General features: G+C 71.7%; 24 protein-coding genes. 10 read left to right on the forward strand and 14 right to left on the reverse strand.

Annotated elements, in window-relative coordinates; all coding sequences use genetic code 11:
- Window positions 1–4 precede the first annotated feature (4 nt).
- A complete protein-coding gene (locus AB0N02_RS40510; RefSeq protein ID WP_363958483.1) occupies window positions 5–907 on the reverse strand; it encodes a proline iminopeptidase-family hydrolase in 903 nt (300 codons plus the stop codon).
- A gap of 133 nt (window positions 908–1,040) precedes the next feature.
- On the opposite strand from AB0N02_RS40510, the gene AB0N02_RS40515 reads away from it, so the two are divergent.
- Window positions 1,041–1,853 (forward strand): FadR/GntR family transcriptional regulator, encoded by an 813-nt coding sequence (locus AB0N02_RS40515; protein WP_363958485.1) that lies wholly within the window; start codon window positions 1,041–1,043, stop codon window positions 1,851–1,853.
- 87 nt (window positions 1,854–1,940) lie between these two features.
- Here AB0N02_RS40515 and AB0N02_RS40520 read toward each other — a convergent pair whose 3' ends face one another.
- Window positions 1,941–2,276, reverse strand: a complete 336-nt coding sequence (locus AB0N02_RS40520; protein ID WP_363958488.1) for a hypothetical protein — start codon at window positions 2,274–2,276, stop codon at window positions 1,941–1,943.
- On the opposite strand from AB0N02_RS40520, the gene AB0N02_RS40525 reads away from it, so the two are divergent.
- Window positions 2,275–2,547: a hypothetical protein gene (locus AB0N02_RS40525; RefSeq protein ID WP_363958491.1), complete on the forward strand. Its 273-nt coding sequence runs from the start codon at window positions 2,275–2,277 to the stop codon at window positions 2,545–2,547. The genes AB0N02_RS40520 and AB0N02_RS40525 overlap by 2 nt on opposite strands.
- Window positions 2,548–2,632: 85 nt before the next feature.
- On the opposite strand, the gene AB0N02_RS40530 is transcribed toward AB0N02_RS40525, so the two are convergent.
- From AB0N02_RS40530 to rimP, 9 genes are all read right to left on the reverse strand, one after another.
- Window positions 2,633–4,060: a leucyl aminopeptidase gene (locus AB0N02_RS40530; RefSeq protein ID WP_363958494.1), complete on the reverse strand. Its 1,428-nt coding sequence runs from the start codon at window positions 4,058–4,060 to the stop codon at window positions 2,633–2,635.
- Window positions 4,061–4,143: 83 nt separating this feature from the next.
- Complete coding sequence (gene truB / locus AB0N02_RS40535) at window positions 4,144–5,043, reverse strand: tRNA pseudouridine(55) synthase TruB (RefSeq protein WP_363958497.1); 900 nt, start codon at window positions 5,041–5,043, stop codon at window positions 4,144–4,146.
- An 88-nt stretch (window positions 5,044–5,131) separates the two neighbouring features.
- The gene (locus tag AB0N02_RS40540) at window positions 5,132–6,130 is read right to left on the reverse strand and encodes a bifunctional oligoribonuclease/PAP phosphatase NrnA (RefSeq protein ID WP_363958499.1); all 999 of its coding nucleotides are present in this window, start codon (window positions 6,128–6,130) and stop codon (window positions 5,132–5,134) included.
- Window positions 6,127–6,609 (reverse strand): 30S ribosome-binding factor RbfA, encoded by a 483-nt coding sequence (gene rbfA / locus AB0N02_RS40545; protein WP_363958502.1) that lies wholly within the window; start codon window positions 6,607–6,609, stop codon window positions 6,127–6,129. Before rbfA ends, AB0N02_RS40540 begins: the two co-directional genes overlap by 4 nt.
- Before the next feature lie 69 nt (window positions 6,610–6,678).
- Window positions 6,679–6,978: a DUF503 domain-containing protein gene (locus tag AB0N02_RS40550; RefSeq protein WP_363958505.1), complete on the reverse strand. Its 300-nt coding sequence runs from the start codon at window positions 6,976–6,978 to the stop codon at window positions 6,679–6,681.
- 124 nt (window positions 6,979–7,102) lie between these two features.
- Window positions 7,103–10,252 carry a translation initiation factor IF-2 gene (infB, locus tag AB0N02_RS40555; RefSeq protein ID WP_363958508.1) on the reverse strand — a complete coding sequence of 1,050 codons (3,150 nt, stop codon included), beginning with the start codon at window positions 10,250–10,252 and terminating at the stop codon, window positions 7,103–7,105.
- Window positions 10,253–10,394: 142 nt separating this feature from the next.
- Window positions 10,395–10,697, reverse strand: a complete 303-nt coding sequence (locus AB0N02_RS40560) for a YlxR family protein (RefSeq protein WP_363958511.1) — start codon at window positions 10,695–10,697, stop codon at window positions 10,395–10,397.
- On the reverse strand, window positions 10,681–11,676 hold the full coding sequence (gene nusA, locus AB0N02_RS40565; RefSeq protein ID WP_271222729.1) for a transcription termination factor NusA: 996 nt from the start codon (window positions 11,674–11,676) through the stop codon (window positions 10,681–10,683). The genes AB0N02_RS40560 and nusA overlap by 17 nt, the downstream gene beginning before the upstream one ends.
- 23 nt (window positions 11,677–11,699) lie before the next feature.
- A complete protein-coding gene (gene rimP, locus AB0N02_RS40570) occupies window positions 11,700–12,200 on the reverse strand; it encodes a ribosome maturation factor RimP (protein WP_363958514.1) in 501 nt (166 codons plus the stop codon).
- Window positions 12,201–12,390: 190 nt separating this feature from the next.
- Here rimP and AB0N02_RS40575 point away from each other — a divergent pair, with 190 nt between their 5' ends.
- The 3 genes from AB0N02_RS40575 (at window position 12,391) to AB0N02_RS40585 (ending at window position 13,700) form a co-directional block, all read left to right on the forward strand.
- Complete coding sequence (locus AB0N02_RS40575; protein WP_363958516.1) at window positions 12,391–12,912, forward strand: hypothetical protein; 522 nt, start codon at window positions 12,391–12,393, stop codon at window positions 12,910–12,912.
- Complete coding sequence (locus AB0N02_RS40580; RefSeq protein ID WP_363958519.1) at window positions 12,909–13,424, forward strand: ferritin-like domain-containing protein; 516 nt, start codon at window positions 12,909–12,911, stop codon at window positions 13,422–13,424. Before AB0N02_RS40575 ends, AB0N02_RS40580 begins: the two co-directional genes overlap by 4 nt.
- Window positions 13,425–13,514: 90 nt before the next feature.
- Window positions 13,515–13,700, forward strand: a complete 186-nt coding sequence (locus AB0N02_RS40585) for a DUF4236 domain-containing protein (protein ID WP_363958522.1) — start codon at window positions 13,515–13,517, stop codon at window positions 13,698–13,700.
- A 120-nt stretch (window positions 13,701–13,820) separates the two neighbouring features.
- On the opposite strand, the gene AB0N02_RS40590 is transcribed toward AB0N02_RS40585, so the two are convergent.
- From AB0N02_RS40590 to AB0N02_RS40600, 3 genes are all read right to left on the reverse strand, one after another.
- Window positions 13,821–15,563 (reverse strand): proline--tRNA ligase, encoded by a 1,743-nt coding sequence (locus AB0N02_RS40590; RefSeq protein ID WP_363958525.1) that lies wholly within the window; start codon window positions 15,561–15,563, stop codon window positions 13,821–13,823.
- Between the two features lie 157 nt (window positions 15,564–15,720).
- Complete coding sequence (locus tag AB0N02_RS40595) at window positions 15,721–16,362, reverse strand: hypothetical protein (RefSeq protein WP_363958528.1); 642 nt, start codon at window positions 16,360–16,362, stop codon at window positions 15,721–15,723.
- A 265-nt stretch (window positions 16,363–16,627) separates the two neighbouring features.
- On the reverse strand, window positions 16,628–17,461 hold the full coding sequence (locus tag AB0N02_RS40600) for a MerR family transcriptional regulator (RefSeq protein WP_363958531.1): 834 nt from the start codon (window positions 17,459–17,461) through the stop codon (window positions 16,628–16,630).
- Window positions 17,462–17,860: 399 nt separating this feature from the next.
- Between AB0N02_RS40600 and AB0N02_RS40605 the strand changes: the two genes are divergently transcribed.
- The 5 genes from AB0N02_RS40605 to AB0N02_RS40625 are packed head-to-tail and all read left to right on the forward strand — an operon-like array spanning window position 17,861 to window position 23,737.
- Window positions 17,861–20,050 carry an alpha/beta fold hydrolase gene (locus AB0N02_RS40605; protein ID WP_363958534.1) on the forward strand — a complete coding sequence of 730 codons (2,190 nt, stop codon included), beginning with the start codon at window positions 17,861–17,863 and terminating at the stop codon, window positions 20,048–20,050.
- Window positions 20,047–21,306: an amidohydrolase family protein gene (locus AB0N02_RS40610; protein ID WP_363958537.1), complete on the forward strand. Its 1,260-nt coding sequence runs from the start codon at window positions 20,047–20,049 to the stop codon at window positions 21,304–21,306. Before AB0N02_RS40605 ends, AB0N02_RS40610 begins: the two co-directional genes overlap by 4 nt.
- On the forward strand, window positions 21,303–21,854 hold the full coding sequence (locus AB0N02_RS40615) for a nuclear transport factor 2 family protein (protein ID WP_363958540.1): 552 nt from the start codon (window positions 21,303–21,305) through the stop codon (window positions 21,852–21,854). Before AB0N02_RS40610 ends, AB0N02_RS40615 begins: the two co-directional genes overlap by 4 nt.
- Window positions 21,855–22,850: an LLM class flavin-dependent oxidoreductase gene (locus AB0N02_RS40620; protein ID WP_363958543.1), complete on the forward strand. Its 996-nt coding sequence runs from the start codon at window positions 21,855–21,857 to the stop codon at window positions 22,848–22,850.
- A complete protein-coding gene (locus AB0N02_RS40625; RefSeq protein WP_363958546.1) occupies window positions 22,847–23,737 on the forward strand; it encodes a DUF1028 domain-containing protein in 891 nt (296 codons plus the stop codon). Before AB0N02_RS40620 ends, AB0N02_RS40625 begins: the two co-directional genes overlap by 4 nt.
- The last annotated feature ends 28 nt before the right edge of the window (window positions 23,738–23,765 follow it).

Genomic DNA, 23,765 nt, shown 5'->3' on the forward strand with positions numbered 1-23,765 from the left:
AGTCCTAGTCCGTGGAGTCGAGGAAGGAGCCGACCACCTTCAGGAAGAGTTCCTCTTCCTCAATGTGCGGCATGTGGCTGGAGTGCTCGAAGATCTGCCACCGGACGTCGGGGATGTGGTCCGCGAAGGGCTGCACGGTTCGAGGGGTGGCCTCGTCGTGGCGGCCTGAGACGAGCAGGGTGGGCGCGGTCACCCGGTGCAGCCGGTCGACGACCGACCAGTCGCGCAGGGTTCCCACGACGTGGAACTCGGTCGGCCCGTTCATCGTGTGGTAGACGGTCGGGTCCTCGTTGGTCTTGGCGTCGCTGGCCAGGACCTCCGGCGGGTTGGGCACGATCATGCAGACGTGGCGGGCGTTGAACACCTTCTCCGCCGCGCGGTACTCGGCGCTGCCGGTCGTCCCGGCCGCCTCGTGCTCGCGGAGCGTCCGCTCGACCTCGGGGGGCAGCTCGGCGCGCAGCCGGTCGCACTCCTCGCGCCAGAGCCCCATCGAGGCGGGCGAGTCGGCGATGACCAGGCCCTTGAGGCCCGTCGGCCGCAGTACGGCGTGCTCGGCGGCGAGCATGCCGCCCCACGACTGGCCGAGCAGGTGGTAGCGGCCCGCGATGCCCAGGTGGTCGAGCAGGTTGTCGAGCTCGGCGAGGAAGAGCTCGACGGTCCAGAAGTCGGCCCCGCGCTCCGGCAGGTGGGTGGACAGGCCGACGCCGAGCTGGTCGTAGTGGACGACCGCCCTGTCCTGTTCGGCCAGCCGCGCCATGCGCAGCGTGTAGTCGTGGGCCGCGCCGGGGCCACCGTGCAGTACGACGAGCGGGGCCTTGTCCGCCTTCAGATCACCTGTGACGCGGTACCAGGTCCGCCAGTCTCGAAAGGGGGCCAGACCCTGGGTGGTCGCTTCGGGGATCGCCACCGCCAGTCCTCCATATAACAAAGGGGAGACATGCCGCTAGATGCGGCGAATGTCCGTTTGCAGACATCTTATGGATTAATGGCCTGAACACAAGACCTTTTTTAGGATCATCAGGTTGTGTAACGTGCCGGGTGTGCACCCCGACACTCCCCCGCCGACCACCGACGATCTGTCCCGCATGCTGAACCAGGTGCTGGACGGCACCCCGCGGTCCTCGGCGCTCGGCCCCGTCAGGGTGCACTCGGTGGCCACCGAGGTGGCCGACCGGCTGATGACCGCCGTCGCGATAGGCGACTACCTGCCCGGCGAACGGCTCCCCGGGGAGCGCGAGCTCGCCTCGATCCTGGACGTGAGCCGCGCGACGGTCCGCGAGGCCATCGGCAGGCTCCAGGCGGTCGGCATCGTGGAGATCAAACGCGGCCGGACCGGCGGCGCCTATGTGCGGACCAGCTGGACCGAGGCCACGGCCTCGGCGGTGCGCCGCACACTCCTGCCCCGCTGGCCCGAGCTGGAGCAGCTGTTCGACCTGCGCTGCCTGGTCGAGGGGCTGGTCGCGCGGACGGCGGCGCTGCGCCGTACCGACAGGGATCTGGCGGCGATGCGCGCGGCGCTGGAGGACTACGCGCGGGCCCGCACGCTGGGCGAGGAGCAGGCCGCCGACGCCGCCTTCCACGGCGCCGTGCTGACCGCGACCGGCAATCCGAAGATCGTCGCGCTCAGCCGGGACATGCTGACGCGCGTGAGCCTGGGGTTCCCCGTCGAACCGTACGGCGAGGACGACCCGGAGGATTACCAGCGGGCGCTGATCGAGCACCGGAAGATCTACGAGGCCATCGTGGCCGGCGACGCCGAGCAGGCGGGCTCTCTCGCCGAGGAGCACTTCACCCTCACCTCGGACATGATGCGCGCCATGCTCGAACGCGCCCAGGAACGCCCACCCCAATAATCCCGCCACCCCCTCCCGGGGCAGTGGAATTTCTTTTTCCCTCCTTTCTCGCCGGAGCCGGGAATTTCTCCGGACCGGTCGGCCGGATCACGTCACGCCAAACGGGGGCACGCGCCCCATAAAAGCGCGCAAGACGCCGTAAAGCATCCGGAGAAAAACACGATTCCCCGGCTTCACCCCTTTCTCCGCCCCACGGACACGGCCGCACACCGGGTTCCCCCACGCGCGAAACACCCGAGGGAAGCCCGCCTCCACGGACCTCCGGAGACGCGGATCGCCATTTAAGTATTTATCTCTAAATATCACGACGCCCCAAGATGGATTTTTTAATTCACCGATGAACGCTTGTTTTCCTTGGAATTCGAGGAGCAACATAAATGCGGCGAGAAAAACGCCAAAGGCCCAAAGAAAGGAGCCAGCCATGATTCACCTCCGTACCGTCGCCCTCCGCACCGTCACCGTCGCCGCCCTCGGTCTCGCCATGTTCGGCGTTCCCGCCGCGGCCAACGCGGCTCCGGTGAACACCACGCCCTCCGTCGTCCGGCAGGACGTGTGCTCGACCGTCAGGGCGGTGGCCGCACCGTTCCTGGCCCTCGTCGACGCCCACGTGATCAGCCTCGACACGGCCCTCAACGCGATCGCCGCCATCACCGAGCTGGACCTCTCCGTGGTCCGCAACTGCCTCGGTGTCTGAGCCCGCCCCCGAAGGCCCCCGCGTGTGCGGGGGCCTTCTCCGTGCACGGCCCCGCCCTGGCCGAGCTCCCGGTGCGGGATGCGGCCTATGCTCCGGCCCGGGAGCGGGATTCCAGGTACTCGACCAGGGTGCGGACCATCACGCCGGTCGCCCCGGCCGGCCCCAGGTCGGTGGCCTTGTCCAGGTAGGCCGTCGTGGCGAAGTCCAGGTGCGCCCAGGGCAGGCCTGCGGTGAACGGCCGCAGGAACAGCGCGGCGATCGTCGCGTCGGCCAGGTTGCCGCCCTCGTTCTTCGCGTCGGCCACCTCGGACCTGAGCCGCTCGGCGTACGGCTCCCACAGCGGCAGCTCCCACATCGGCTCCCCCGCCCGAGTACCGGCCGCGATCAGCTCGCCGACCAGCCCCCGGTCCCCGCCGATCACCCCGGTGATGTCCTCGCCGAGCGCGTGCATCACCGAGTAGGTCAGCGTGGCCGCGTCGATCAGCACGTCCGGGGAGCTCTCCGCCAGGTAGGCGAGCGCGTCGGCCAGCACCAGCCGGCCCTCGCTGTCGGTGTCGGTCACCTCGGTGGTCCGGCCGTTGCGGTGCGTCAGCACGTCGCCGGGCCGGGTCGCGGCGCCGCCGACCATGTTCTCCGCGGCGGGGACCACGGCGGTGACCCCGATCGGCAGCCCCAGCCTGGCCGCGGCCTGGACTACCGCCAGCATGGTCGCGCCTCCCGCCATGTCGCACTTCATGGTGGACATCGCCGCGAGGCTCTTGATGGCCAGGCCTCCGGAGTCGAAGGTGATGCCCTTGCCCGCGAGACCGACCCGGCCGCTGACGCCGTCGCCGGGGTGGCTCACCTCGATCAGGCACGGCGGGTTCGCACTGGCCGCGCCGACCCCTAGGATGCCGCCGAAGCCGCCCTCGCGGAGCGCGCCGGCGTCCAGCACCCGCACGTCCAGCCCGTAGGTCCCGGCCATCGTCCGCGCCCGGTCGGCCAGGTCCATCGGGACCAGGTCGGCGGCCGGGGTGTTGACCAGGTCCCTGGCGAAGGTCACCGCGTCGGCGACGATCCGCGCCCGCTCGACCTCCTCCCGCCGCCCGTCCGCACCGGCGTCCTCACCGGTCAGGACGATCACCTCCCGTACGGTCCCCCGCCGCGGCGCGCTCTTGTAGCCGTCGAACCGGTAACCGCCCAGCCGCACGCCCTCGACGACCGCCCGGGGGTGGGGGAAGTCGATGGCGACCGTGGGGTAGTCGGCCAGCCGGGGCGCGATCCGGCCGACCGCCCGCCGTACCGCGTGCTCGTCCCCGCCCGCGCCGACGCCGACCAGCAGGACGGCCCCGGCGCGGAAGGCGTCGCCGTCCCGGCGCGGCAGCAGCAGTTCCTCACCGGTCTGGCCGGTGAACCTGACCTGGCCGAGGACTCCGCCGAGGCCGAGCCCGGGGTCGTGTCCCTCGCGCACCGGCACGACGAGCAGATCGGCGGCGATCTCGGCGGCGGACAGGGGTGAGAGGGACACCTCCATGGGCGGACTCCTAGCAGAGTGAGCAGAGTAAATGGTTTGGTCTACGAACCATAAAGCACCGCTCCGCCACGCGGGACACCGGGTCAGGGCACGAAGACCGCCAGGGACTTGGTGATCTTTCCGTGCTCCTCGACCAGGGCGAGCAACGTGCCGTCGGGGCCGAACACCCCGATCGGTCCCTTGCCCAGCCGCAGGGACGGCAGCCGCCCGCCGTGCGACACCAGGGCCGCCTCCTCGGCGGTCACGTCGCGGCGCGGGAAGGCCGCCGCGACCGCCTCCGCCATCGGCAGGATGACGCAGTCGGCGGAGAGCTCCTCGATGGTGCGGGCCATCGACAGGTCGTAGGGCCCCACCCGGGTGCGCCGCAGGAAGGTCAGGTGACCTCCGACGCCCAGAGCCGCCCCCAGGTCACGGGCCAGCGCCCGGATGTAGGTGCCGCTGGAGCAGGTCACCGAGACGTCGACGTCGACCAGGTCGCCGTCGCGGCGGATGCCGGTGATCTCGAAGGCCGACACCGTCACCGGACGCGCCTGGAGCTCGACCTCCTCCCCCGCCCGCGCCCGCTTGTAGGCCCGCTCGCCGTTCACCTTGATGGCGCTGACCTGCGGCGGAATCTGCATGATCCGGCCGGTCAGCGCGGCGACGCCCTTCCTGACGTCCTCCTCGGCGACCCCGGCCGCCGAGGCCGACCCGATGATCTCCCCCTCGGCGTCGTCGGTGTTGGTCGACTGGCCCAGCCGGATCGTGCCGTCGTAGCCCTTCTCGGTGAGCGCGAGGTGCCCCAGCAGCCTGGTCGCCTTCTCCACGCCGACCACCAGCACACCGGTGGCCATCGGATCGAGGGTGCCCGCGTGGCCGACCTTCCGGGTGCCCGCGATGCCCCGCATCTTGCCGACGACGTCGTGCGAGGTCCACTCGGCGGGCTTGTCCACGATGATCAGTCCGCTCGGCGGCGGGGTGCGCTTGACGCGAGCCGTACTCATGGGAGGTCCTCATCACAGGCTGTCAAAGGGTACAGATCTACGGATGCGCGCCCCGTGGCGCGCGGGCTGCGACCAGACTGACCGGACGCTACAGGAGAGCGCGGAAGCGTGCCATGGTCTGCTCGACGGGCAGGTGGGAGGTGAAGCCCGCCGCCTTGGCGTGTCCGCCGCCGCCCAGCGCGGCGCACACCCTCGCGACGTCGACCTCGCCCTTGGACCGGGTCGAGACCTGCCAGGCCCCGTCGTCGTCCTCCTTGAGGACCACGGCGACGTCCGCCTCGTCGGTACGCCGCACCACGTCGATGATGCCCTCGACCTCGTCGTACGGCAGGCCGTACGACGCCCGGTCGGCCCGGGTGACGAACGTCCAGACCAGGCCCCGTCCCGCCGCGGGCTCCAGCACCACCCGGTCCAGGACGGCACCGAGCACCTTGAGGTAGGCGAACGGAGAGCGATCCCACAGCTCCCTGGCGATCTCCTCGGGATTCAGCCCGGTGGCCAGCAGCCGGGCGGCCATCGCATGCGCCTCCGGGGTGGTCGAGGAGTGCTTGAACGAACCGGTGTCGGTGACCAGTCCGGCGTACAGGCAGGTCGCGATCTCCCTGTCGATCGGCAGGCCTAGCCGGTCGAGCAGGTCCTCGGCGAGCACGGCGGTGGCGGCGGCACCGGGATCGACGAGGTTGAGCGTGCCGAACCCGGTGTTGGAGGCGTGGTGGTCCACCACGATCAGCTCGCGGGCCTTGTCGGCGTTGCCGGACAGGACACCGAGCCGGTCGGCGATGGGAACGTCGAACGTCATCATCAGCTCGGGCGAGGCGGGGTAGGCGCCGGGCTCGACCAGCAGGTCCTGCCCGGGCAGGAAACACAGCAGCCGGGGCACCCGGAACCTGCGCTCCCCGAAGGAGGCGGTGACCCGCTTGCCTCCCGCGCGCAACGCCATCCCGACGGCGAGCATCGAGCCGAGCGCGTCCGCGTCCGGCGAGATGTGACAGGCCAGCGCGACCTCGTCGGCGGAGGAGACCAGGCCGACGGCCCGGTCCCAGTCACGATCTGGCACCGGACCGCCGCCACGCGGGTCGGTCGTCACGTCGCGGAGCGTCCCGCCCGCTCCGAGGGTTCCTCATCGCCGTCCTCGAAGTCGTCCTCGGACTCGTCCGGCCTGCGGTACGGGTCGGCTTCCCCGGCGTGCTTCGCACCCTCGGCCTGCCTGGCGATCTCGGCGTCCCTGACCTTGGCCTCGGCGAACAGGCCATCGAGGTGGCGGGCGCTGTCGGGGAGCGGGTCATGGGTGAACGTCAGCGTCGGCGTGTGGCGCAGTCCCGTCTGACGGCCCACCTCGGAACGGATGAGCCCCTTGGCGCTCTCCAGTGCCGCCGCGGAGTCGGCCCGCTCCGCCTCGGAGCCGAACACGGTGTAGAACACCGTGGCCTCGCTCAGGTCGTTGGTGATCCGCGCGTCGGTGACGGTCACGAAGCCCAGCCTCGGGTCCTTGATCCGGCGCTCCAGCATCTCCGCCACGACCTGCTGGATGCGATCGGCGATCTTACGTGCGCGTGCGGCGTCCATATTCACTCCCCCCTTCTCACAGTAACGACCGGACACGAAGGCCCGCTCCGCGACCGGTCGTCCCTGTGGCTAGTCCTCGTCCTCGTTGTAGAGCCGCCGTCTGGCCGACAGCAGCTCGATCTCCGGGTGGAAGGCCACCAGGCGCTCGCAGTCGTTCAGCACCGCGTCACAGTTGGCGGCGGTCGCGGAGACGACGGCGATCCCGATCTCGGTACGGCGGTGCAGATCCAGATGGCCGGTCTCGGCGACGGCCACGGCCGGAAAACGTCGCTGCACCTCGGCGACGATGGGGCGCACCACGGAGCGCTTCTGCTTCAGCGAATGAACGTCGCCGAGCAGGATGTCCAGTGTCAGGGCACCTACATACATGTTGAGTCACTCGCCACGGACGTCACCGTGCGCCGACGGCGCGAGGGCCGCCCACCTGCCGGGGAACCGCCCACGACGTGGGCGGTTCCGGCGGCCGGCGGACGGTCCTCTGCCGGTCGGAGCATCAGACGCGCGGCTTCTCCCGCATCTCGAACGTCTCGATGACGTCGTCGATCTTGATGTCGTTGTAGCCGACACCGATACCGCACTCGTAGCCCTCGCGGACCTCGGTCGCGTCGTCCTTGAAGCGGCGCAGCGACGAGACGGAGAGGTTGTCGGAGATGACGACACCGCCGCGGATGATCCGCGCCTTGCTGTTGCGGACGATCGTGCCCGAACGGACCAGCGCACCGGCGATGTTGCCGATCTTCGGCACCTTGAAGACCTCGCGGACTTCGGCGGTGCCCATCTGGACCTCTTCGAACTCGGGCTTGAGCATGCCCTTGAGGGCCGCCTCGATCTCCTCGATCGCCTGGTAGATGACCGAGTAGTAGCGGATGTCCACGCCCTCGCGCTCGGCCAGGTCGCGCGCCCGGACCTCCGGACGCACGTTGAAGCCGATGATGACGGCGTTGTCGTCCGCCACCGCGAGGTTGACGTCGTACTCGGTGATCGCACCGACGGCGCGGTGGAGCACCCGCAGGCGCACCTCCTCGCCGACATCGATCTTGAGCAGCGCGTCCTCGAGGGCTTCCACCGAACCGGAGACGTCACCCTTGATGATGAGCTTGAGCTCGTCGACCTGGCCCTTCTCCATCTCGCTGAAGAGCTCTTCGAGGGTGCGGCGGCGGCCGGAGCGGGCCATGTCGGCGATGCGCTTGCGCGCCGCCCGCTGCTGGGCGATCTGGCGCGCCATCCGGTCGTCGGTGACGACGATGAAGTTGTCACCGGCTCCCGGCACCGCGGTCAGACCGAGCACCAGGACCGGACGCGACGGGTCGGCCTCGTCGATCAGCTTGCCGTTGTCGTCCAGCATCGCCCGGACGCGGCCGAAGGCCTCGCCACAGACGATCGAGTCGCCGACGCGGAGCGTGCCGCGCTGGACCAGCACGGTCGCGACCGGGCCGCGGCCCTTGTCGAGGTGCGCCTCGATGGCGACGCCCTGGGCGTCCATCGTCGGGTTGGCCCGCAGGTCGAGCTCGGCGTCCGCGGTGAGCAGGATGGCCTCGAGCAGCGTGTCGATGCCGGTCCCGTTCTTGGCGGAGATGTCAACGAACATCGTGGTGCCGCCGTACTCCTCGGCGACCAGGCCGTACTCGGTGAGCTGGGCCCGGACCTTGTTGGGGTCGGCGCCCTCCTTGTCGACCTTGTTGACCGCGACCACGATCGGCACGTCGGCCGCCTGGGCGTGGTTGAGCGCCTCGATGGTCTGCGGCTTCACACCGTCGTCGGCCGCGACCACCAGGACGGCGATGTCGGTCACCTTGGCACCGCGGGCACGCATGGCGGTGAACGCCTCGTGACCCGGGGTGTCGATGAAGGTGATCCTCCGCTCCTCGCCCTCGTGCTCGGCCGAGACCTGGTAGGCACCGATGTGCTGGGTGATGCCACCCGCCTCGCGCGCCACCTCGTTGGTGTGCCGGATGGCGTCGAGCAGCTTGGTCTTACCGTGGTCGACGTGACCCATGACGGTCACCACCGGCGGACGCGCGACCAGGTCGCCCTCGTCGCCCTCGTCCTCGCCGAACTCGATGTCGAAGGACTCGAGAAGCTCGCGGTCCTCCTCCTCCGGGCTGACCACGAGCAGGTTGTAGTCCAGCTCGGCCGCCAGCAGCTGCAGCGTCTCCTCGTTGACCGACTGCGTGGCGGTCACCATCTCGCCGAGGTGCAGCATGATCTGCACCAGGGACGCGGGGTTCGCGCCGATCTTGTCGGCGAAGTCCGCCAGGGAGGCACCGCGCGACAGGCGGATCGTCTGACCACCGCCGCGGGGAGCCTGCACGCCGCCGATCGCCGGGGCCTGCATGTTGTCGAACTCTTGACGCCTCTGGCGCTTGGACTTGCGGCCACGGGTCGGGCGTCCGCCGGGACGGCCGAACGCGCCCGCCGTACCGCCGCCGCGGCCACGGCCACCGCCGCCACCGGGACGACCGGCGAAGCCGCCGCCACCGCCACCGCCACCGGGACCGCCGGTTCCGGTGCCGGGACGGCCCGCGCCGCCGCCACCACCGGGACGACCGGCGAAGCCGCCGCCACCGGGACGGCCACCGCCGCCACCGGGACGGCCACCGCCGCCACCGGGGCGGCCACCGCCGCCACCGGGACCGCCGGGACGGCCTGCACCGCCACCGCCGGGACCGGCGGGACGGCCCTGGGGCATCATCATCGGGCTGGGACGGGGACCACCGGGACGCGGACCACCGGCACCGGCGCCGCCGCCGGGACGCGGGCCACCCGCGCCGGGACCCGGACGCGGACCGGCCGCACCCGGCTGACCCGAACGGGCCGAGGGCGGACGGGGACCGGCGCCGTCGCGCTGCCCCTGCTCGCGGGGACCGCGGTCCTCGCGAGGACCACCGGGACGCGGACCCCTGTCACCGGGGGCGCCGTCACGGCCCGGACGCGGCGGACGGGCCTGGCCCATGCCGGTGGCGTTCGAGGAGAACGGGTTGTTACCCGGACGCGGGCCACGCGGACCCGGACGCGGACCGGGCTTGGGCCCACCCGCGCCGGGAGCACCCGCACCGTGCCTGGGCCCCTGGGGCGCGCCGGGACCGCCCGAGGGACGGCCTTCCTGACGCGCTCCGTCGGACCGGGACGCCGGACCGGGACGCGGCCCCGGACGCGGACCCGGCCTGGGGCCGGGAGCCGGGGCGGCGGGACGCGGTGCCTCGAACCGCGGCGGCTGCACCGGCGAGGGCTGCTGCTGCGGCTGGGGCTGCGCCTGCTGCTGAGGCTGCGGGGGCTGGGGAACCGGCGGCGGGGCCTGCGGCGCGGGGGCCGCGGGACGTGCCGCGATGGGGCCGGGCCTGGGACCCGGCTTGGGAATCGGTCCCGGCTTGGGGATCGAGGTCGGCGCGGAGGCGCCGCTTCCGGCCTGGCCACCTGCCGGCCGAGGTGCCGCCTGCGGCGGCCTGGGCGTCCTGTTTCCGCCCCTGTCGGACGATCCCCTGGAGGGACCGCCCAAAGCTTCCGTGAGCCTGCGGACTACCGGTGCTTCGATAGTCGAGGACGCCGAACGCACGAACTCGCCCATCTCCTGGAGCTTGGCCATGACGACCTTGCTCTCCACACCGAACTCCTTGGCGAGCTCGTATACCCGGACCTTCGCCACTGCACTCCCTTACTCGGCCCGGGAGGCTGTGCCGCCGGACCGTCGTTACGTAGACGTACTCATCGCCGCATGCTCATCAGGCGCTCATAGCTATCTGACCAGCCCATCAACTCGGCGTCCTACATGACAGTTGGCAACCATGTCACCCGATCCTTTCAGCGTGAAGCCCTTCCAGGTGTTCTCGCACCTGCGACATATCGAGCGGTCCCGCGACGCGAAAGGCGCGCGGAAACGCTCGGCGACGCTCGGCGAGTTCGAGACAGCTCAGGGAGGGATGCAGTGAAGCACCACGCCCCTGGAGCCGTCGTCGCAGGTCAGGGACGATGACGTCCTCGACCACCACCAGGCGGAGCAGCTCGGAGGAAACCGTGCGAACCCGGCAGCCCACACAGGTTCTCAGTGGGGCGGCCTGGCCACCATATTCCAGCTTACCGTGTGGACGCATCTGCGGAACCGGCCGCGTCCCCCGCTTGTGTGTCGGGACGGATGTCGATGCGCCAACCGGTGAGGCGATTGGCCAGCCGGGCGTTCTGCCCCTCCTTGCCGATGGCGAGGGAGAGCTGGTAGTCCGGCACGATCACACGGGCGGCACGCCCCTCGGCGTCGATCACCTCGACATGGGAAACACGGGCGGGCGAGAGGGCATTCCCCACGAACTCCGCCGGGTCCTCCGACCAGTCGATGATGTCGATCTTCTCACCGTGCAGCTCGGCCATGACGTTGCGCACCCGCGAGCCCATCGGGCCGATGCAGGCGCCCTTGGCGTTGACGCCGGGACGCCGCGAACGCACCGCGATCTTGGTCCGGTGACCCGCCTCGCGGGCGATCGCCGCGATCTCGACCGTGCCGTCGGCGATCTCCGGGACCTCCAGGGCGAAGAGCTTCTTCACCAGGCCCGGGTGGGTCCGCGACAGCGTCACCGACGGGCCCTTGTGTCCCTTCTTGACCTGGACCACGTAGCAGCGGATGCGCTCACCGTGGACGTACTCCTCGCCGGGCACCTGCTCGTTGTGCGGCAGCACCGCCTCGATCTTGCCGAGGTCGACCAGGACGACCCTCGGGTCCTTGCCCTGCTGGATGACCCCCGCGACGAGCTCGCCCTCACGGCTGGCGAACTCGCCGAAGTTGATCTCGTCCTCGGCGTCCCTCAGCTGCTGCAGGATGACCTGCTTGGCGGTGGTCGCGGCGATGCGGCTGAAGTTGCCCGGGGTGTCGTCGAACTCCCTGAGCACCTCCCCGCTCTCGTCGTCCAACTCCGCGGCGAAGATCGTCACATGTCCGGACTGCCTGTCGAGCTCGGCGCGCGCCTTGGCGGCCGCTCCCTCACTCCGGAAGTATGCGATCAGCAGCGCGTCCTCGATCGCCTTGACGACCAGGTCGAAGGAGATGTCCTTCTCCCGCTCCAGGCTGCGCAGGACGCTCATGTCGATGTCCACGAGGCTCCCCCTTAGCCTTCGTCGCCGTCTTCGCCGTCGTCTTCGGCGTCGTCCAACCGGCGGAATTCCACCTGTACCCGCCCTCGGGTCAGGTCTTCGTACTCAATGCGGCGCGGTGCGCCCGCGACGTCCAGCTCCACGCCGGTCTCGTCGGTCGCGACGATCCGGCCCTCGACCTGTGTGCCGTCCCGCAGGTCGGCCTTGACCAGCCGTTTCACCGCGCGGCGCCAGTGGCGCGGCTCGGTGAGCGGCCGGTCGACCCCGGGAGAGGAGACCTCCAGCACGTACGGCGCGGCACCCATCGCGTCACCGGCGTCCAGCGCCGCGGAGACGGCGAGGCTGACCTCGGCGACGTCGTCCAGGCTCACGCCGCCGTCACGGTCGACGACGACGCGCAGCAACCGCCGCTTGCCCGCCGGGGTGACCGTGACGTCCTCCAGGTCGAGTCCTTCGGCTCCGACGACGGGTTCAAGAAGCTTCATCAGGCGGTCGCGGGATATGGCGCTGCCCATGCCGACCTCCCATTGCCACGATCTAATCCGGGCGGACCTCGCCCTTGCGGTTCACCAGCCTATCCACACCGGGGCGCGGAAAGGGCGCCACTCGGTGTGGCGGGGCCGTCCGAGAAGCGAGGTGATTGCCATCCCAAGCCCGTACGATGCTAGATGCGTCAGCAGCCACACCCATAACCGGAGGTCGTCCGTGCGTTCCGTCTCCCGGCGTTCCCTGTTGCGGGGCGGCGCTCTCGGGGTGGCCGCCGCGACCGTCGCGGGATGCGCCACCGAGCGGCCCCGGCAGGCCGGACATCTCGCCGCCGAGCCGCCCGACCCGGAGACCGTGCTGATCAGGCAGCTGATCGCGGGCAAGGAGCGGACCATCGCGCTCTACGCCTCCGCCGCCTCCGCCGCGCCCTCCGGCACCTCGGCGAAGCTCGCCCCCTTCAGGCAGCGGCACGAGGCCCACCTCGCCGAGCTCCGCCGCAGGCTGCCCCGCGGGAGCGGTCCAACGGCGACGGCGTCCTCCCCGGCGTCTCCGCCGGCCTCGCCCTCTCCGTCGGACTCGTCCCCGGACGTCTCCGTGCGGAGCCTGCGCGACCTGGAGCGCAGGTCGGCGGCGTGGCGCCCGCGCCAGCTCGACGGGGCCTCTCCCGCCCTGGCCCAGCTGATCGCGTCCATCGGCGCCTGTGAGGCCGCGCACGCCCTGGCCCTGTCGAGGCCGCTGTGACGGCCGACCAGGGACTCGGCACGGCCCTGGCGGCCGAGCACGCGGCCGTCTACGCCTACGGGGTCATCGGCGCCCGGACGACCGGCACCATGCGCGTCACCGCGACGGCGGCCTTCAACGCGCACCGCGCCCGCCGCGACCAGCTCCGCGCCCTGATCACCTCCCGTGGCGGCACCCCGTCGGAGCCGGGCCCGGCCTACCGCCTCCCGGTCACCCCCTCGACGCCCGCCCAGGCCGTGGAGCTGGCCACGCTGGTCGAGCGGGGCGTGACGGCCGCCTACCTGGAGCTGGCCGCCTCCCCCGACGCCTCGCTCAGGCGGATGGCCGCGCTGGCCATGCAGGAGTGCGTCACCCGCTCCTACGGCCTGCGCCCGGAGATCGAGGCCTTCCCCGGGATGTCCGCCGCGGCCTCCCCGGCGTCCCCCTCGGCCTCCCCCTCCGTGTCATCCTCGGTGTCGTCCTCGGTGTCATCCTCGACGTCACCGCCGGCCTCGCCGACCTCGCCGTCGTGACCGGCGGTTCCCGCCCCTCCCCTGCCGCCGATGTTTGCCGCGGCACACCCGGGTAGCCGACTCCCCGCTGACACTCACAGGGAGGAAGCGATGGGCTGGGGATACCGCAAGTCGATGAAGTTCGGTCCGTTCCGTCTCAACCTGTCACGCACCGGAGTCGGCCACAGCTGGGGCAACCGCGCCTTCCGGGTCACCAGGACGGCCGACGGCCGCCGCACGCTCACCGTGAACCTGCCGGGGGGCTTCCACTGGCGCAAGACCCTGAACGGCCGTTAGGGAGCCGCACAGGGTACGGCCCCGCGCACCACGGGTACGGCCGCGCACGCCGAAGAGGCGGCCCACCGTCGTGGGCCGCCTCGTCGCGCGGGCGGAAGGCCGCGGGAAGGACCGGGAAGGTCAGGCGCCGCAGGCGGCCACGACGCGGTCCACGGCCTCGGCGATGGGGATCTCCTCCTTGACGCCGGTGGCGCGGTCGCGCAGCTCGGCGAGTCCCTGGGAGAGACCCCGGCCGATGATCAGGATCGTCGGCATGCCGAGCAGCTCGGCGTCCTTGAACTTCACGCCGGGGGAGACCCCCGCGCGGTCGTCGACCAGCACGCGCAGGCCCCGGGCCTCGAGCTCCTCGGCGATCCGGGTGGCCACCTCGATCTGGTCCTCCTTGCCGGTGCCCACGATGTGGACGTCCGCCGGGGCGACCTCGCGGGGCCAGAGCAGGCCCAGCTCGTCGTGCCTCTGCTCGACCAGCACGGCCACGGCCCTGGAGACGCCGATGCCGTACGACCCCATGGTGACGCGGATCGGCTTGCCGTCGGGGCCGAGGGCGTCGAGCTTGGCGGCGTCGGCGTACTTGCGGCCGAGCTGGAAGATGTGGCCGATCTCGATGCCCCGGTCGATGGACAGCCCGGAGCCGCAGACGGGACAGCCGTCGCCCGCGCGCACCTCGGCCGCCTCGATCGTGCCGTCGGCGACGAAGTCACGGCCGGCGACCACGTTCGCGGCGTGCTTGCCGGGCTCGTTCGCGCCGGTCACCCAGGCGGTGCCGTCGACCACGCGGGGGTCGACGAGGTAGCGGATGCCGAGGTCCTTGAGCACCTGCGGGCCGATGTAGCCGCGGACCAGGCCGGGGTGCCTGGCGAAGTCCTCGGCCTCGAAGATGGCGGGCTCGCCGGGGGCCAGGGACGCCTCAAGGCGCTTGAAGTCGACCTCGCGGTCGCCGGGAACGCCGACGACCAGCGTCTCGGCCTTGTCCGAACCGGGGGTGACGACCTTGACCACGATGTTCTTGAGGGTCTCGGCCGCGGTGACGCCCAGGCCGTGGTGCTCGTTGACGTGGGCGACCAGCGACTCGATGGTCGGCGTGCCGGGGGTGTCGAGCACCCGCAGGGCGGGCCGTTCGCCGGTGATCGCGGCGGGCGCGGGGGTGGTGACCGCCTCGGCGTTGGCCGCGTAACCGCAGTGGTGACAGGCGACGAAGGTGTCCTCGCCGGTCTCCGCGGGGGCGAGGAACTCCTCCGAGGCCGAGCCGCCCATCGCGCCCGACGTGGCGAAGCAGATCTTGTAGGTGATGCCGAGCCGGTCGAAGGTCCTGATGTAGGTCTCACGGTGCTGCTCATAGGAGCGCTTGAGACCGTCGTCGTCCAGGTCGAAGGAGTAGGAGTCCTTCATGATGAACTCCCGTCCGCGCAGGATGCCGGCCCGGGGCCGGGCCTCGTCGCGGTACTTCGTCTGGATCTGGTACAGCGTCACCGGATAGTCCTTGTAGGAGGAGTACTCCCCCTTGACCATGTCGGTGAACATCTCCTCGTGGGTGGGACCGAGGAGGTAGTCGGCGCCCTTGCGGTCCTTGAGGCGGAAGAGCGTGTCGCCGTACTCCGTCCAGCGGCCCGTGGACTCGTAGTATTCGCGGGGCAGCAGGGCGGGGAAGAGCACCTCCTGACCGCCCATGCGGTCCATCTCCTCGCGCACGACGCGCGTGACGTTCTCCAGGACCCTCTTGCCGAGCGGCAGCCAGGAGTAGACGCCGGGTGCGACGCGACGAACATAACCGGCGCGGACGAGCAGCTTGTGGCTCGGGACTTCCGCGTCTGCCGGGTCGTCCCTCAGCGTTCGAAGAAACAACGACGACATGCGCAGCAGCACGGCTACTCCTAGCTAGCAGGGATCGATGCCCTACAGGCTATCGACTCGCGCAAGCGCATCGCTTGTCAATAAGACGTCCGGCGGCGAGAACGTCCGCGGCGGGGAAACACCCGCGACATCCGGCACGGGACCACCACCGGGAACACCCGTGGCGGGGTCAGGCGGCGACGGCGAAGACGAACCCGGCGCAGGCCACGATCAACGCCACGAACGCGGCGCGGGCCCGCCCCTCTCCCTTGCGCAGCGTGAACAGCAGCGCCGCCACGAACGCGGCCACGAGCAGCGTGTTCCAGGGCCAGAACCCGGGAACGTGCTCGAAGCCGCCCTTCATGGTCTTGTCGAGGCCGTCGACGGCGACGACGCCGGCCAGCACGCCGCCGGAGACGTCGCCCCACAGGTCCTGGCGCCTGGTGAAGTAGGCCAGCACGCCGAACGTCGCCAGCATCGCGACCGTGACGTTCATCACGGCGCCGTTGGTACCGAGGTTCAGATACAGGGTGCTGGACTCGAAGATGCTGGCGGCCAGCAGCGAGATGAGGGGGCCGAAGGTCGCCAGCGCGCTGGTCAGCGCCGCCCAGCCGAGATTGGTCGCGGTGCGTCCCACGAGGACGACGAGCAGGATGTAGGCGTACGGCTGGTAGATCGAGTAGATCAGGTGCGGCCCGGAGGAGAGCAGCGCGCCGAGCGCGCCGAGCACCATCCCCACGAGGAGCGAGAGCACCATGTGCAGCAGGATGGCCCGCTCCTGCCGATCTCCGGCGAGATAGTCGTACTCGAGCGTGTAGTCCGGTTTCGCCAAAGCCAATGATCCCCCCGACCCAACTTTCCCGTGACTTTGCAAATCATATCTGACCTGCGGAAATACCCAAAATACCCCAAGCTTTAACCAACAAACGAGCGCTTGGTTATGCTGCGCGTATGGGCCTTGCCGACGATCGGCCAGATCTCCGCGACGCCGCCCGTCACTTCCTCTCCGAACGCCCCGGCGCTCCTTGGCGCCGCCTCGCCGCCGAGCTCGGCGACACCACCGGGCTCCCGCCCGCGACGGCCACGGGCGTCCGGTCCTACGATCCGGCGCCGTCGGGGGAGCGGACGATGTTGGCGGCCCTGGCCTGTTCCCACGCGCCGACCCCCAGCTGCTCGACCCACAGCGCGCGGGCGGGCTCACTCCCCGGATTGTCCCAGGCGAACGACGTGTGCGAGGGCAGGGTGATCGAGTCGCCCTCGGCCACGATGACCTCCTCGTCTCCGGGCAGAACGAAGCGCAGCCGCCCGGACATGACGAACGCGAACGACTCGCCGGGCCGGGCGTACGCGCCGCCGCTGGCCTCACCGGGCGGCACGGTGAGCAGGGAGCACTCCATCCCGGAACCGGGCAGCGTGAGCTCCTCCCAGACCACGCCGCCCTCGAACAGGCCGCGCGCCCGCTCGTCCTGGCGCACGACCATCGTGTCGCGGGCGCGGAAGGTGGCCAGCGCGCTCGGCGGCACCAGCAGGGCGTCGGCGATGCGCATGATGAGCCGGGTCGAGACCCCGCTGTCGCCCCGCTCCAGCGCCCCGAGATAGGCGGACGACACCCCGATCATCCCGGCGAGCTCCTTGAGGGTGAGCCCGCTGGCCCGCCTGGCGTTGCGGATCGAGCCGTTGTCCCATTGGCGCCTGCCGCCCTCGGCGGCGGGTTCGCCGGCCAGCGACGTGCGGATGGCCGCGGGGTTCCAGCCGTGCCGGCGGCGCAGGTCGGCGATGCGCATCGCCCGCGCCAGGTGATCGTCGGTGTAGCGCCGCTGCCCGCCACTGCTGCGATCGGGAACCAGGAGTCCCTGGGATTCCCAGACCCGCAGCGTCTGCGGGCTCACGCCCACCGCCGCAGCGACCTCGCCGATCGTGCGGTACATCATGCCTCGTGAGTCTAGTGCCGCGATCCGGAGACGTTCACCGGGCCGGACACCGCTCATCGGCGCCGATCCGCCCGTTCCGCCGCCCGCCGTGCCGGTGCCCGGGCGGTCACGAACACGGCAAAGGCGGGTGACCGCCGCGCCGGCGGGACCCGGTCACGGGGAGATCCGCCCGGAAGGCCGCACGGCGGCAGGCCCCGCGGCGGAGTGACGGCCGAAGCTCGTCCGTCCCGTCCGGCGCTCCGCGTCCCTTCCGCTTCCCCCTCCAGGGGACCGACATATCGTCGCGTCCGAAACCGACCGATCCTGCCGACCGAAAGCCGGGAAGAACCCTCGACAAACCTACATTCTTTTTGTAGTTTTCCATCACCGTTCTTCGGCTCTCTTCAGCGGAGGCCATCTTTGACCAGCGATGTCTCACCCTCACGGCTCCTCGGGGTGATCGAGGTCCGCTCAATCGACTACGTCCCGCCCTCGGAACGCCGGGGCCGGGCCTGGCACCAGGCACCGTTCTGGTTCACCGGCCAGCTCGTCATCTCGACGGTCATCGTCGGGTTCGTCGGCCCGGCCCAGGGTCTGTCCCTGGGCTGGTCGATCGCGGCCGGCACGCTGGGGGCGCTGGCCGGAGCGTTCCTCATGGCCTTCCACGCCAACCAGGGCCCCACCATGGGCCTGCCGCAGATGGTCCAGTCCAGGGCGCAGTTCGGCGTCAGGGGCGCCGCCCTGCCGATGTTCGCCGCGATCTTCCTCTACATCGGGCTCAGCGTGTTCGGCGTGGTGCTGGGCGGCCAGGCCGTCTCACTGGTGCTGCCGGGACCGCCCCTGCTGTGGGGGGCGCTCATCGTCGTGGTGGCCGCCCTGCTGGCCATCGTCGGCCACGACCTGCTGCACGTGGTGCTGCGCCGGCTGTCCTACCTGGTGGTCCCGGTGTTCGCGGTGCTCACCGTGCTCGCGCTCGTCAACCTCGACCCGCGGCCCGCCGCGCACACCGACACACCGGCCGCGTTCCTGGTCCAGTTCGCCGCCGCCGCCGGATACCAGCTGGGATACGCGGTCTTCGTCTCCGACTACTCGCGCTACCTGCCCGCCTCGACCCCCGCCAGGTCCGTCATCGGCTGGACCTACCTGGGCGCCGCCGCCTCGGCGATCTGGCTGATGGCGCTCGGCTCGTTCATCGCCTCGTCCGTGCCGGTCGCCGACGCGCTGCCGAACCTGCGGGACATCGGCGACGGGCTGTTCCCCGGCTTCGGGACGCTCGCGCTGGCGGTCACCCTGGTGCCCAGCGCCATCGCCCTAATGGGCGTCAACCTGTACGGGGCGATGCTGTCCGGGGTGAGCATCGCGGCGGGCTTCCGCCGCTTCCACCTGTCGGTGCGGGCCCGGGTGATCGGCATCGTGGCCGGCGGCGTGTGCGCCTACCTGGTCGCGCTGGCGATGCCGGCGGCCTACCTCGGCACCTTCAATGACTTCGTCACCATCGTGCTGTATCTGCTGGTGCCCTGGTCGGCCGTGAACCTCATCGACTACTACTGGGTACGGCGCGGCCACTACGCGATATCGGCGCTGTTCGACCTGGACGGCGTCTACGGCCGGTGGAGCGCCGCCGGGCTGATCGCCTACGGGCTCGGCTTCGCCGCGATGATCCCCTTCATGTCCACCGGCCTGTTCACCGGGCCGGCGGTCGAGGCCCTGGGCGGCACCGACATCGCCTTCGCCGTGGGACTGCTCGTCTCCGGCGCCGCCTACCTGGTGGCCTGCCGCGGCCACAACCCCGCCGCCGAGCGGGATGCCGTCCTGGCCGACCGGTTCCTCCTCGGCGACGCCGAGCGGCGGACCGTCGAGACCGGCACGGGCCCGCTGTCCGTCCTGTTCCACCGCGGAGCACCGGACACCGCGCCGATCCTGTTCCTGCACCCCGCCAACCTGTCCGCCGGCTGCTGGCAGGGCCTGGCGGAACGGCTGCCCGCCGGCCGCGGCTGGATCGCCCTCGACCTGCGCGGCCATGGCGAGTCGGCCAGGTCGGACCGGTACGACGTCGCGACCTGGGCCGAGGACTGCGCGCACGTCCTGGCCTCGCTGGGTGTGCCGAGGGCGCACCTGGTCGGCGCCTCTGCGGGGGCGGCCGTCGCCGTCGAACTGGCGGCGCGGCGGCCGGACCTGGTGGCCTCGGTCGTCACCGTCGGCGGCGCCTTCCGCCCCGCCGACCCCGACGAGGGCGGCCTGATCGAGGACATCGCCGCCCTCGGCCCCGAAGCCGCCCTGCGCCGCCACACCACCACGGCGGTCGCCGCCCCCGGGCACGCCGCGGCGGTGACCGCCGACCTCAGCCACAACGACGCCGCCACGACCGTCGCGATCTGGCGGGCGGCGTCGGCCACCGACACCGAGCCGGCCGCGGGCGGGGTGCGCTGTCCCGTGCTGGTCGTCGTGGGCGAGCTCGACGGCACCTGCCCGCCGCCGGAGTCCGCCTGGTTCGCCCAGGTCGTCGGCGCGCGGCTGGAGATCATGCCGGGAATCGGCCACCTGCCGATGTACGAGGCCCCCGCCGCGCTGGCGGCACTGCTGACCGAGCACCTGCGGAGGAGCGAATGACGACGATCTACCGCGGCGCGGCCGTCCACGACGGCACCGGCGCGCCCCCGGCGCACCGCGACCTGGTGGTCGTCGGCGGGCGGATCGCGCCCGCCGGGCACACCGACCCGGCCGCGCGTGTCGTGGACGTGTCGGGACGCGACGTCATCCCCGGCCTGATCGACTGCCACACCCACGTGACGCTGCCGCACCTGGACACGCTGCGGCTGGTGAACACCCCGCTGTCGCACCGTTTCCTGGCGACCGGCCGTACGCTCGCCAGGACCCTGGACCTCGGCGTCACCACCGTGCGCGACGCGGGCGGAGCCGACGCCGGGATCGCGATGGCGGTCGCCGACGGCCTGGTCCGCGGCCCCCGGGTGCGCACGGCGATCGCGATGATCTCCCCGACCGGCGGCCACGCCGACCCCTGGCGCCTGTCGGGAACCGAGGGCCGCTGGCTGTTCCCGCTCTACCCGGGCATGCCGGACCCGGTGGCCGACGGGCCGACCGGACTGCGCCGGGTGGTGCGCGAACTGGTCAGAGCGGGCGCCGACGTCATCAAGGTCGCGGTCTCCGGCGGCATCAGCTCCCCCCGCGACGACCCCAGGCACTGCCAGCTCCGCCAGGACGAACTCACCGCCCTGGTCGAGGAGGCGGGCGCGGCGGGCCTGCGGGTGATGGCGCACGCGCACGGCCCCGCCGCGATAACCGCCGCCGTGCGGGCCGGGGTCGCCTCGATCGAGCACGGCGTGTTCATCGACGAGGAGGGCATCGCGCTGATGGTCGAGCACGGCACCTTCCTGGTGCCCACGCTCACCGCGGCACGCGCGTTCCTGACCGTCGCGGAGGCGGGGGCGGAGGCCGAGCCCGATCTCCTGCTCCAGGCGCGGGAGGCGGTCTCGGTGCACGAGAGCAACCTGCGCCGCGCGATGGAGGCGGGGGTGCGGATCGCGATGGGCTCCGACTCCGGCTTCTCCCCGCACGGCCGCAACCTCGACGAACTGGAGGCGCTCGCCCAGGCGGGCCTCGACCGGGCCCAGGTACTGCGCAGCGCGACCTCGGCCGCCGCCGAACTGCTCGGCGCCGGCCACGAGATCGGCACGCTGCGGCCCGGCATGCGGGCCGACTTCTCCATCGTGCGCGGAGACCCGCTCGACTTCGCCACCCTGGCCGGCCGCGTCGAGGCGGTCCACCAGGACGGCGTCCTGGTCGGCGGCACCGAATTCAACCGATTCAACCGTGGAAACGACAACGGAAACGAGAACACGAAATGACAGACATCGAGTACCGCAGGCGCACCGCGTCCGGCGAGGACATCGACGAGATCCTGCGCCTGAACCGGGAGTGGTGGGAGTCCAACATCGGCTACGTCATCCCCCGTATGACGCAGGTTTTCCCCTCGCCCGGCGAGGAGTACCTGATGTTCAACTTCAACGGTCATCCGTACTTCAACATGCGGGAGAAGGTCGCCCTCTGGGAGCACTACCGCGCCACCGAGGACTTCGTCGGCAAGCCCGAGGTGCACATCATGCGTCTCGAGGTGCGCGGCGACACCGCGTGGCTGGCCTGCGAGGCCAGGATCGACGAGATCGCGCTGGCCGACGGCGAGCACGACCCCGGCACGCAGAACACGCTGCTGATCCGCGCCACCGAGATCTACCACCGCGACAACGGCGAGGGGCTGCCGCGGTGGCGGATGTGGCACACCCACATCAGCCCCCTGCCCCCCGCGGACGAGCCCCGCCCCGGCTTCACCGACACCACCGAGGAACGCGGGCTCGGCTGGGTGCCGTGGCAGCCGCTGCCCGAGCGGGAGGCGTGAATGACCCCCGCACGCCCCGCCCTCGGCCTCGTGCTGGGCAGCTCGCAGTCGCCGCAGGACATCCTCACCGCGGCCACCGCCGCCGAGCTCGCCGGGCTCGACGAGCTCTGGCTCGGCGAGGACTACTTCTTCACCGGCGCCTTCGCCACCGCCGCCACCCTGCTGGCCGTCACCCGGCTGCCGGTCGGCATCGGCATCGTCCCCGCCACCACCAGGCACCCGGGCGTGACGGCGATGGAGATCGCCACCCTGGCCGGGCTCCATCCGGGACGGCTGCGCGCGGGCGTGGGCCTGGGCGTGCCCGAGTGGCTGGACGCGATGGAGCTGCGTCCCCGCTCCCCCCTCGGCGCGATCCGCGACACCCTGCGCGGGCTGCGCACCCTGCTGCGGGGCGACCCGCTCGACGGCGGGTTCTCCTCGTTCGCCGCACACGCGATCACGCTCGAACACCCCCCGGCCGTCCCGCCGCCGCTGTACGCGGGAGTCGGCGGCCCCAAGGCGTTGCGGCTGGCCGCGGCCGAGGCCGACGGCACCGTGCTGTCGGTGCTGGCGGGCCCGCGGTACGTGCGCTGGGCCCGTGAGCGGCTGACCGAGGCGGGGGCGCCCGCCGGGCACCGCGTGGTCGTCTACGCCCTGTGCGCGATCGACGACGACCGCGACGCCGCCAGGGACGCGCTGCGCGAGCTGTTCGGGCTCTACCTGCTCAGCGGCCCCCGTAACCCGATGACCGAGGTGCAGGGCGTCGCCGACCGGGCGGAGGAGCTCGCCGCCCTCGGCTTCGAGGCGGCGATCCCCGAGATCCCCGACGAGTGGATCGACCGGCTGGCCGTCGTGGGCACGCCGGACGACTGCGCGCGCGGGATCGCCGAGCTGGCCGAGGCGGGAGCCGACACGGTCGCGCTGGCCTTTCCCCCCGGCCTGCCGATCGGACTGATGGCCGAGCGCCTGGCCAAAGACGTCATCCCGATGCTCGGACCGGCCCGGGAGACACGATGACCTACTCCATCGTCGCCCGCGACGAGCGCACCGGACAGCTCGGCGTCGCCGTCGCCTCCCATTTCCTCGGCGTCGGACGGCTGGCGCCGTGGGCCCTGGCGGGTGTCGGGGCGGTCGCCACCCAGGCCTTCGTCGAACCCGGCTACGGCCCGCGCGGGCTGAGCCTGCTCGCCGAGGGGTACTCCCCGGGGGAGGCCCTCGACCGGCTGCTCGCGGCCGATCGCGACCACCACCAGCGTCAGGTGGCGCTGGTGGACGCCACCGGCGCGGTCGCCGCGCACACCGGACGGCACTGCTACGCCGAGGCCGAGCAGGTGGCCTGTCCCGGCCTGTCGGCGCAGGGCAACATGCTGGCCGCCCCCGGAGTCCCGCACGTCATGGCCGAGGCGTTCCTCGGCGCGGAGGGAGACCTGGCCGCCCGCCTGCTCGCCGCCCTGCGGGCCGGTGAACGGCACGGCGGGGACGCCAGAGGACGGCAGTCGGCCAGTCTGCACGTCGTCGGCGCGGAGCGGGGCGAACTGCCCGTCGACGGGGTGATCGTGGACCTTCGCGTCGACGACCACCCCGACCCGGTGGGCGAGCTGCACCGGCTCACCGGCCTGCACCGCGCCTACGCCGACATCGGCGTCATCTTCACCCCGGGCACGGTCAGCGGCGACCGGGCACCGGCGGACGACGAGGCGGAAAGGGCCCTGGCCGCCCTTGAGCGGGCCTCGGGGCTCCTGCCGGGCAACGCCGAGCCCCTCATGTGGTCGGCCATCGTGCTGGCCCGCGCGGGCAGGCCCTCCCGGTCCCGCGAGGCGGTCGCGGCGGCCCTGGCCGTCAACCCCGGCCTGCGCGGGTTCTTCGAACGGCTGCGCGCGCAGGGCGTCATGCCCGGCGCGTGAGCCCGGCGCGTGAGCCCGGCACCGCCCG

The sequence above is a fragment of the Streptosporangium sp. NPDC051022 genome, from assembly GCF_040683035.1.
Classification (GTDB): Bacteria; Actinomycetota; Actinomycetes; order Streptosporangiales; family Streptosporangiaceae; genus Streptosporangium.

Bases quoted from the DNA above. Each gene is read 5' to 3' on its own strand.
- AB0N02_RS40560 (WP_363958511.1), bottom strand. From the start codon at position 10,697: ATGCGTCCACACGGTAAGCTGGAATATGGTGGCCAGGCCGCCCCACTG.
- AB0N02_RS40615 (WP_363958540.1), top strand. From the start codon at position 21,303: ATGACAGACATCGAGTACCGCAGGCGCACCGCGTCCGGCGAGGACATC.
- AB0N02_RS40525 (WP_363958491.1), top strand. From the start codon at position 2,275: ATGATTCACCTCCGTACCGTCGCCCTCCGCACCGTCACCGTCGCCGCC.
- AB0N02_RS40600 (WP_363958531.1), bottom strand. From the start codon at position 17,461: ATGATGTACCGCACGATCGGCGAGGTCGCTGCGGCGGTGGGCGTGAGC.
- nusA (WP_271222729.1), bottom strand. From the start codon at position 11,676: ATGAGCGTCCTGCGCAGCCTGGAGCGGGAGAAGGACATCTCCTTCGAC.
- AB0N02_RS40625 (WP_363958546.1), top strand. From the start codon at position 22,847: ATGACCTACTCCATCGTCGCCCGCGACGAGCGCACCGGACAGCTCGGC.
- AB0N02_RS40520 (WP_363958488.1), bottom strand. From the start codon at position 2,276: ATGGCTGGCTCCTTTCTTTGGGCCTTTGGCGTTTTTCTCGCCGCATTT.
- AB0N02_RS40530 (WP_363958494.1), bottom strand. From the start codon at position 4,060: ATGGAGGTGTCCCTCTCACCCCTGTCCGCCGCCGAGATCGCCGCCGAT.
- rimP (WP_363958514.1), bottom strand. From the start codon at position 12,200: ATGGGCAGCGCCATATCCCGCGACCGCCTGATGAAGCTTCTTGAACCC.
- AB0N02_RS40550 (WP_363958505.1), bottom strand. From the start codon at position 6,978: ATGTATGTAGGTGCCCTGACACTGGACATCCTGCTCGGCGACGTTCAT.
- AB0N02_RS40610 (WP_363958537.1), top strand. From the start codon at position 20,047: ATGACGACGATCTACCGCGGCGCGGCCGTCCACGACGGCACCGGCGCG.
- AB0N02_RS40620 (WP_363958543.1), top strand. From the start codon at position 21,855: ATGACCCCCGCACGCCCCGCCCTCGGCCTCGTGCTGGGCAGCTCGCAG.
- truB (WP_363958497.1), bottom strand. From the start codon at position 5,043: ATGAGTACGGCTCGCGTCAAGCGCACCCCGCCGCCGAGCGGACTGATC.
- AB0N02_RS40585 (WP_363958522.1), top strand. From the start codon at position 13,515: ATGGGCTGGGGATACCGCAAGTCGATGAAGTTCGGTCCGTTCCGTCTC.
- rbfA (WP_363958502.1), bottom strand. From the start codon at position 6,609: ATGGACGCCGCACGCGCACGTAAGATCGCCGATCGCATCCAGCAGGTC.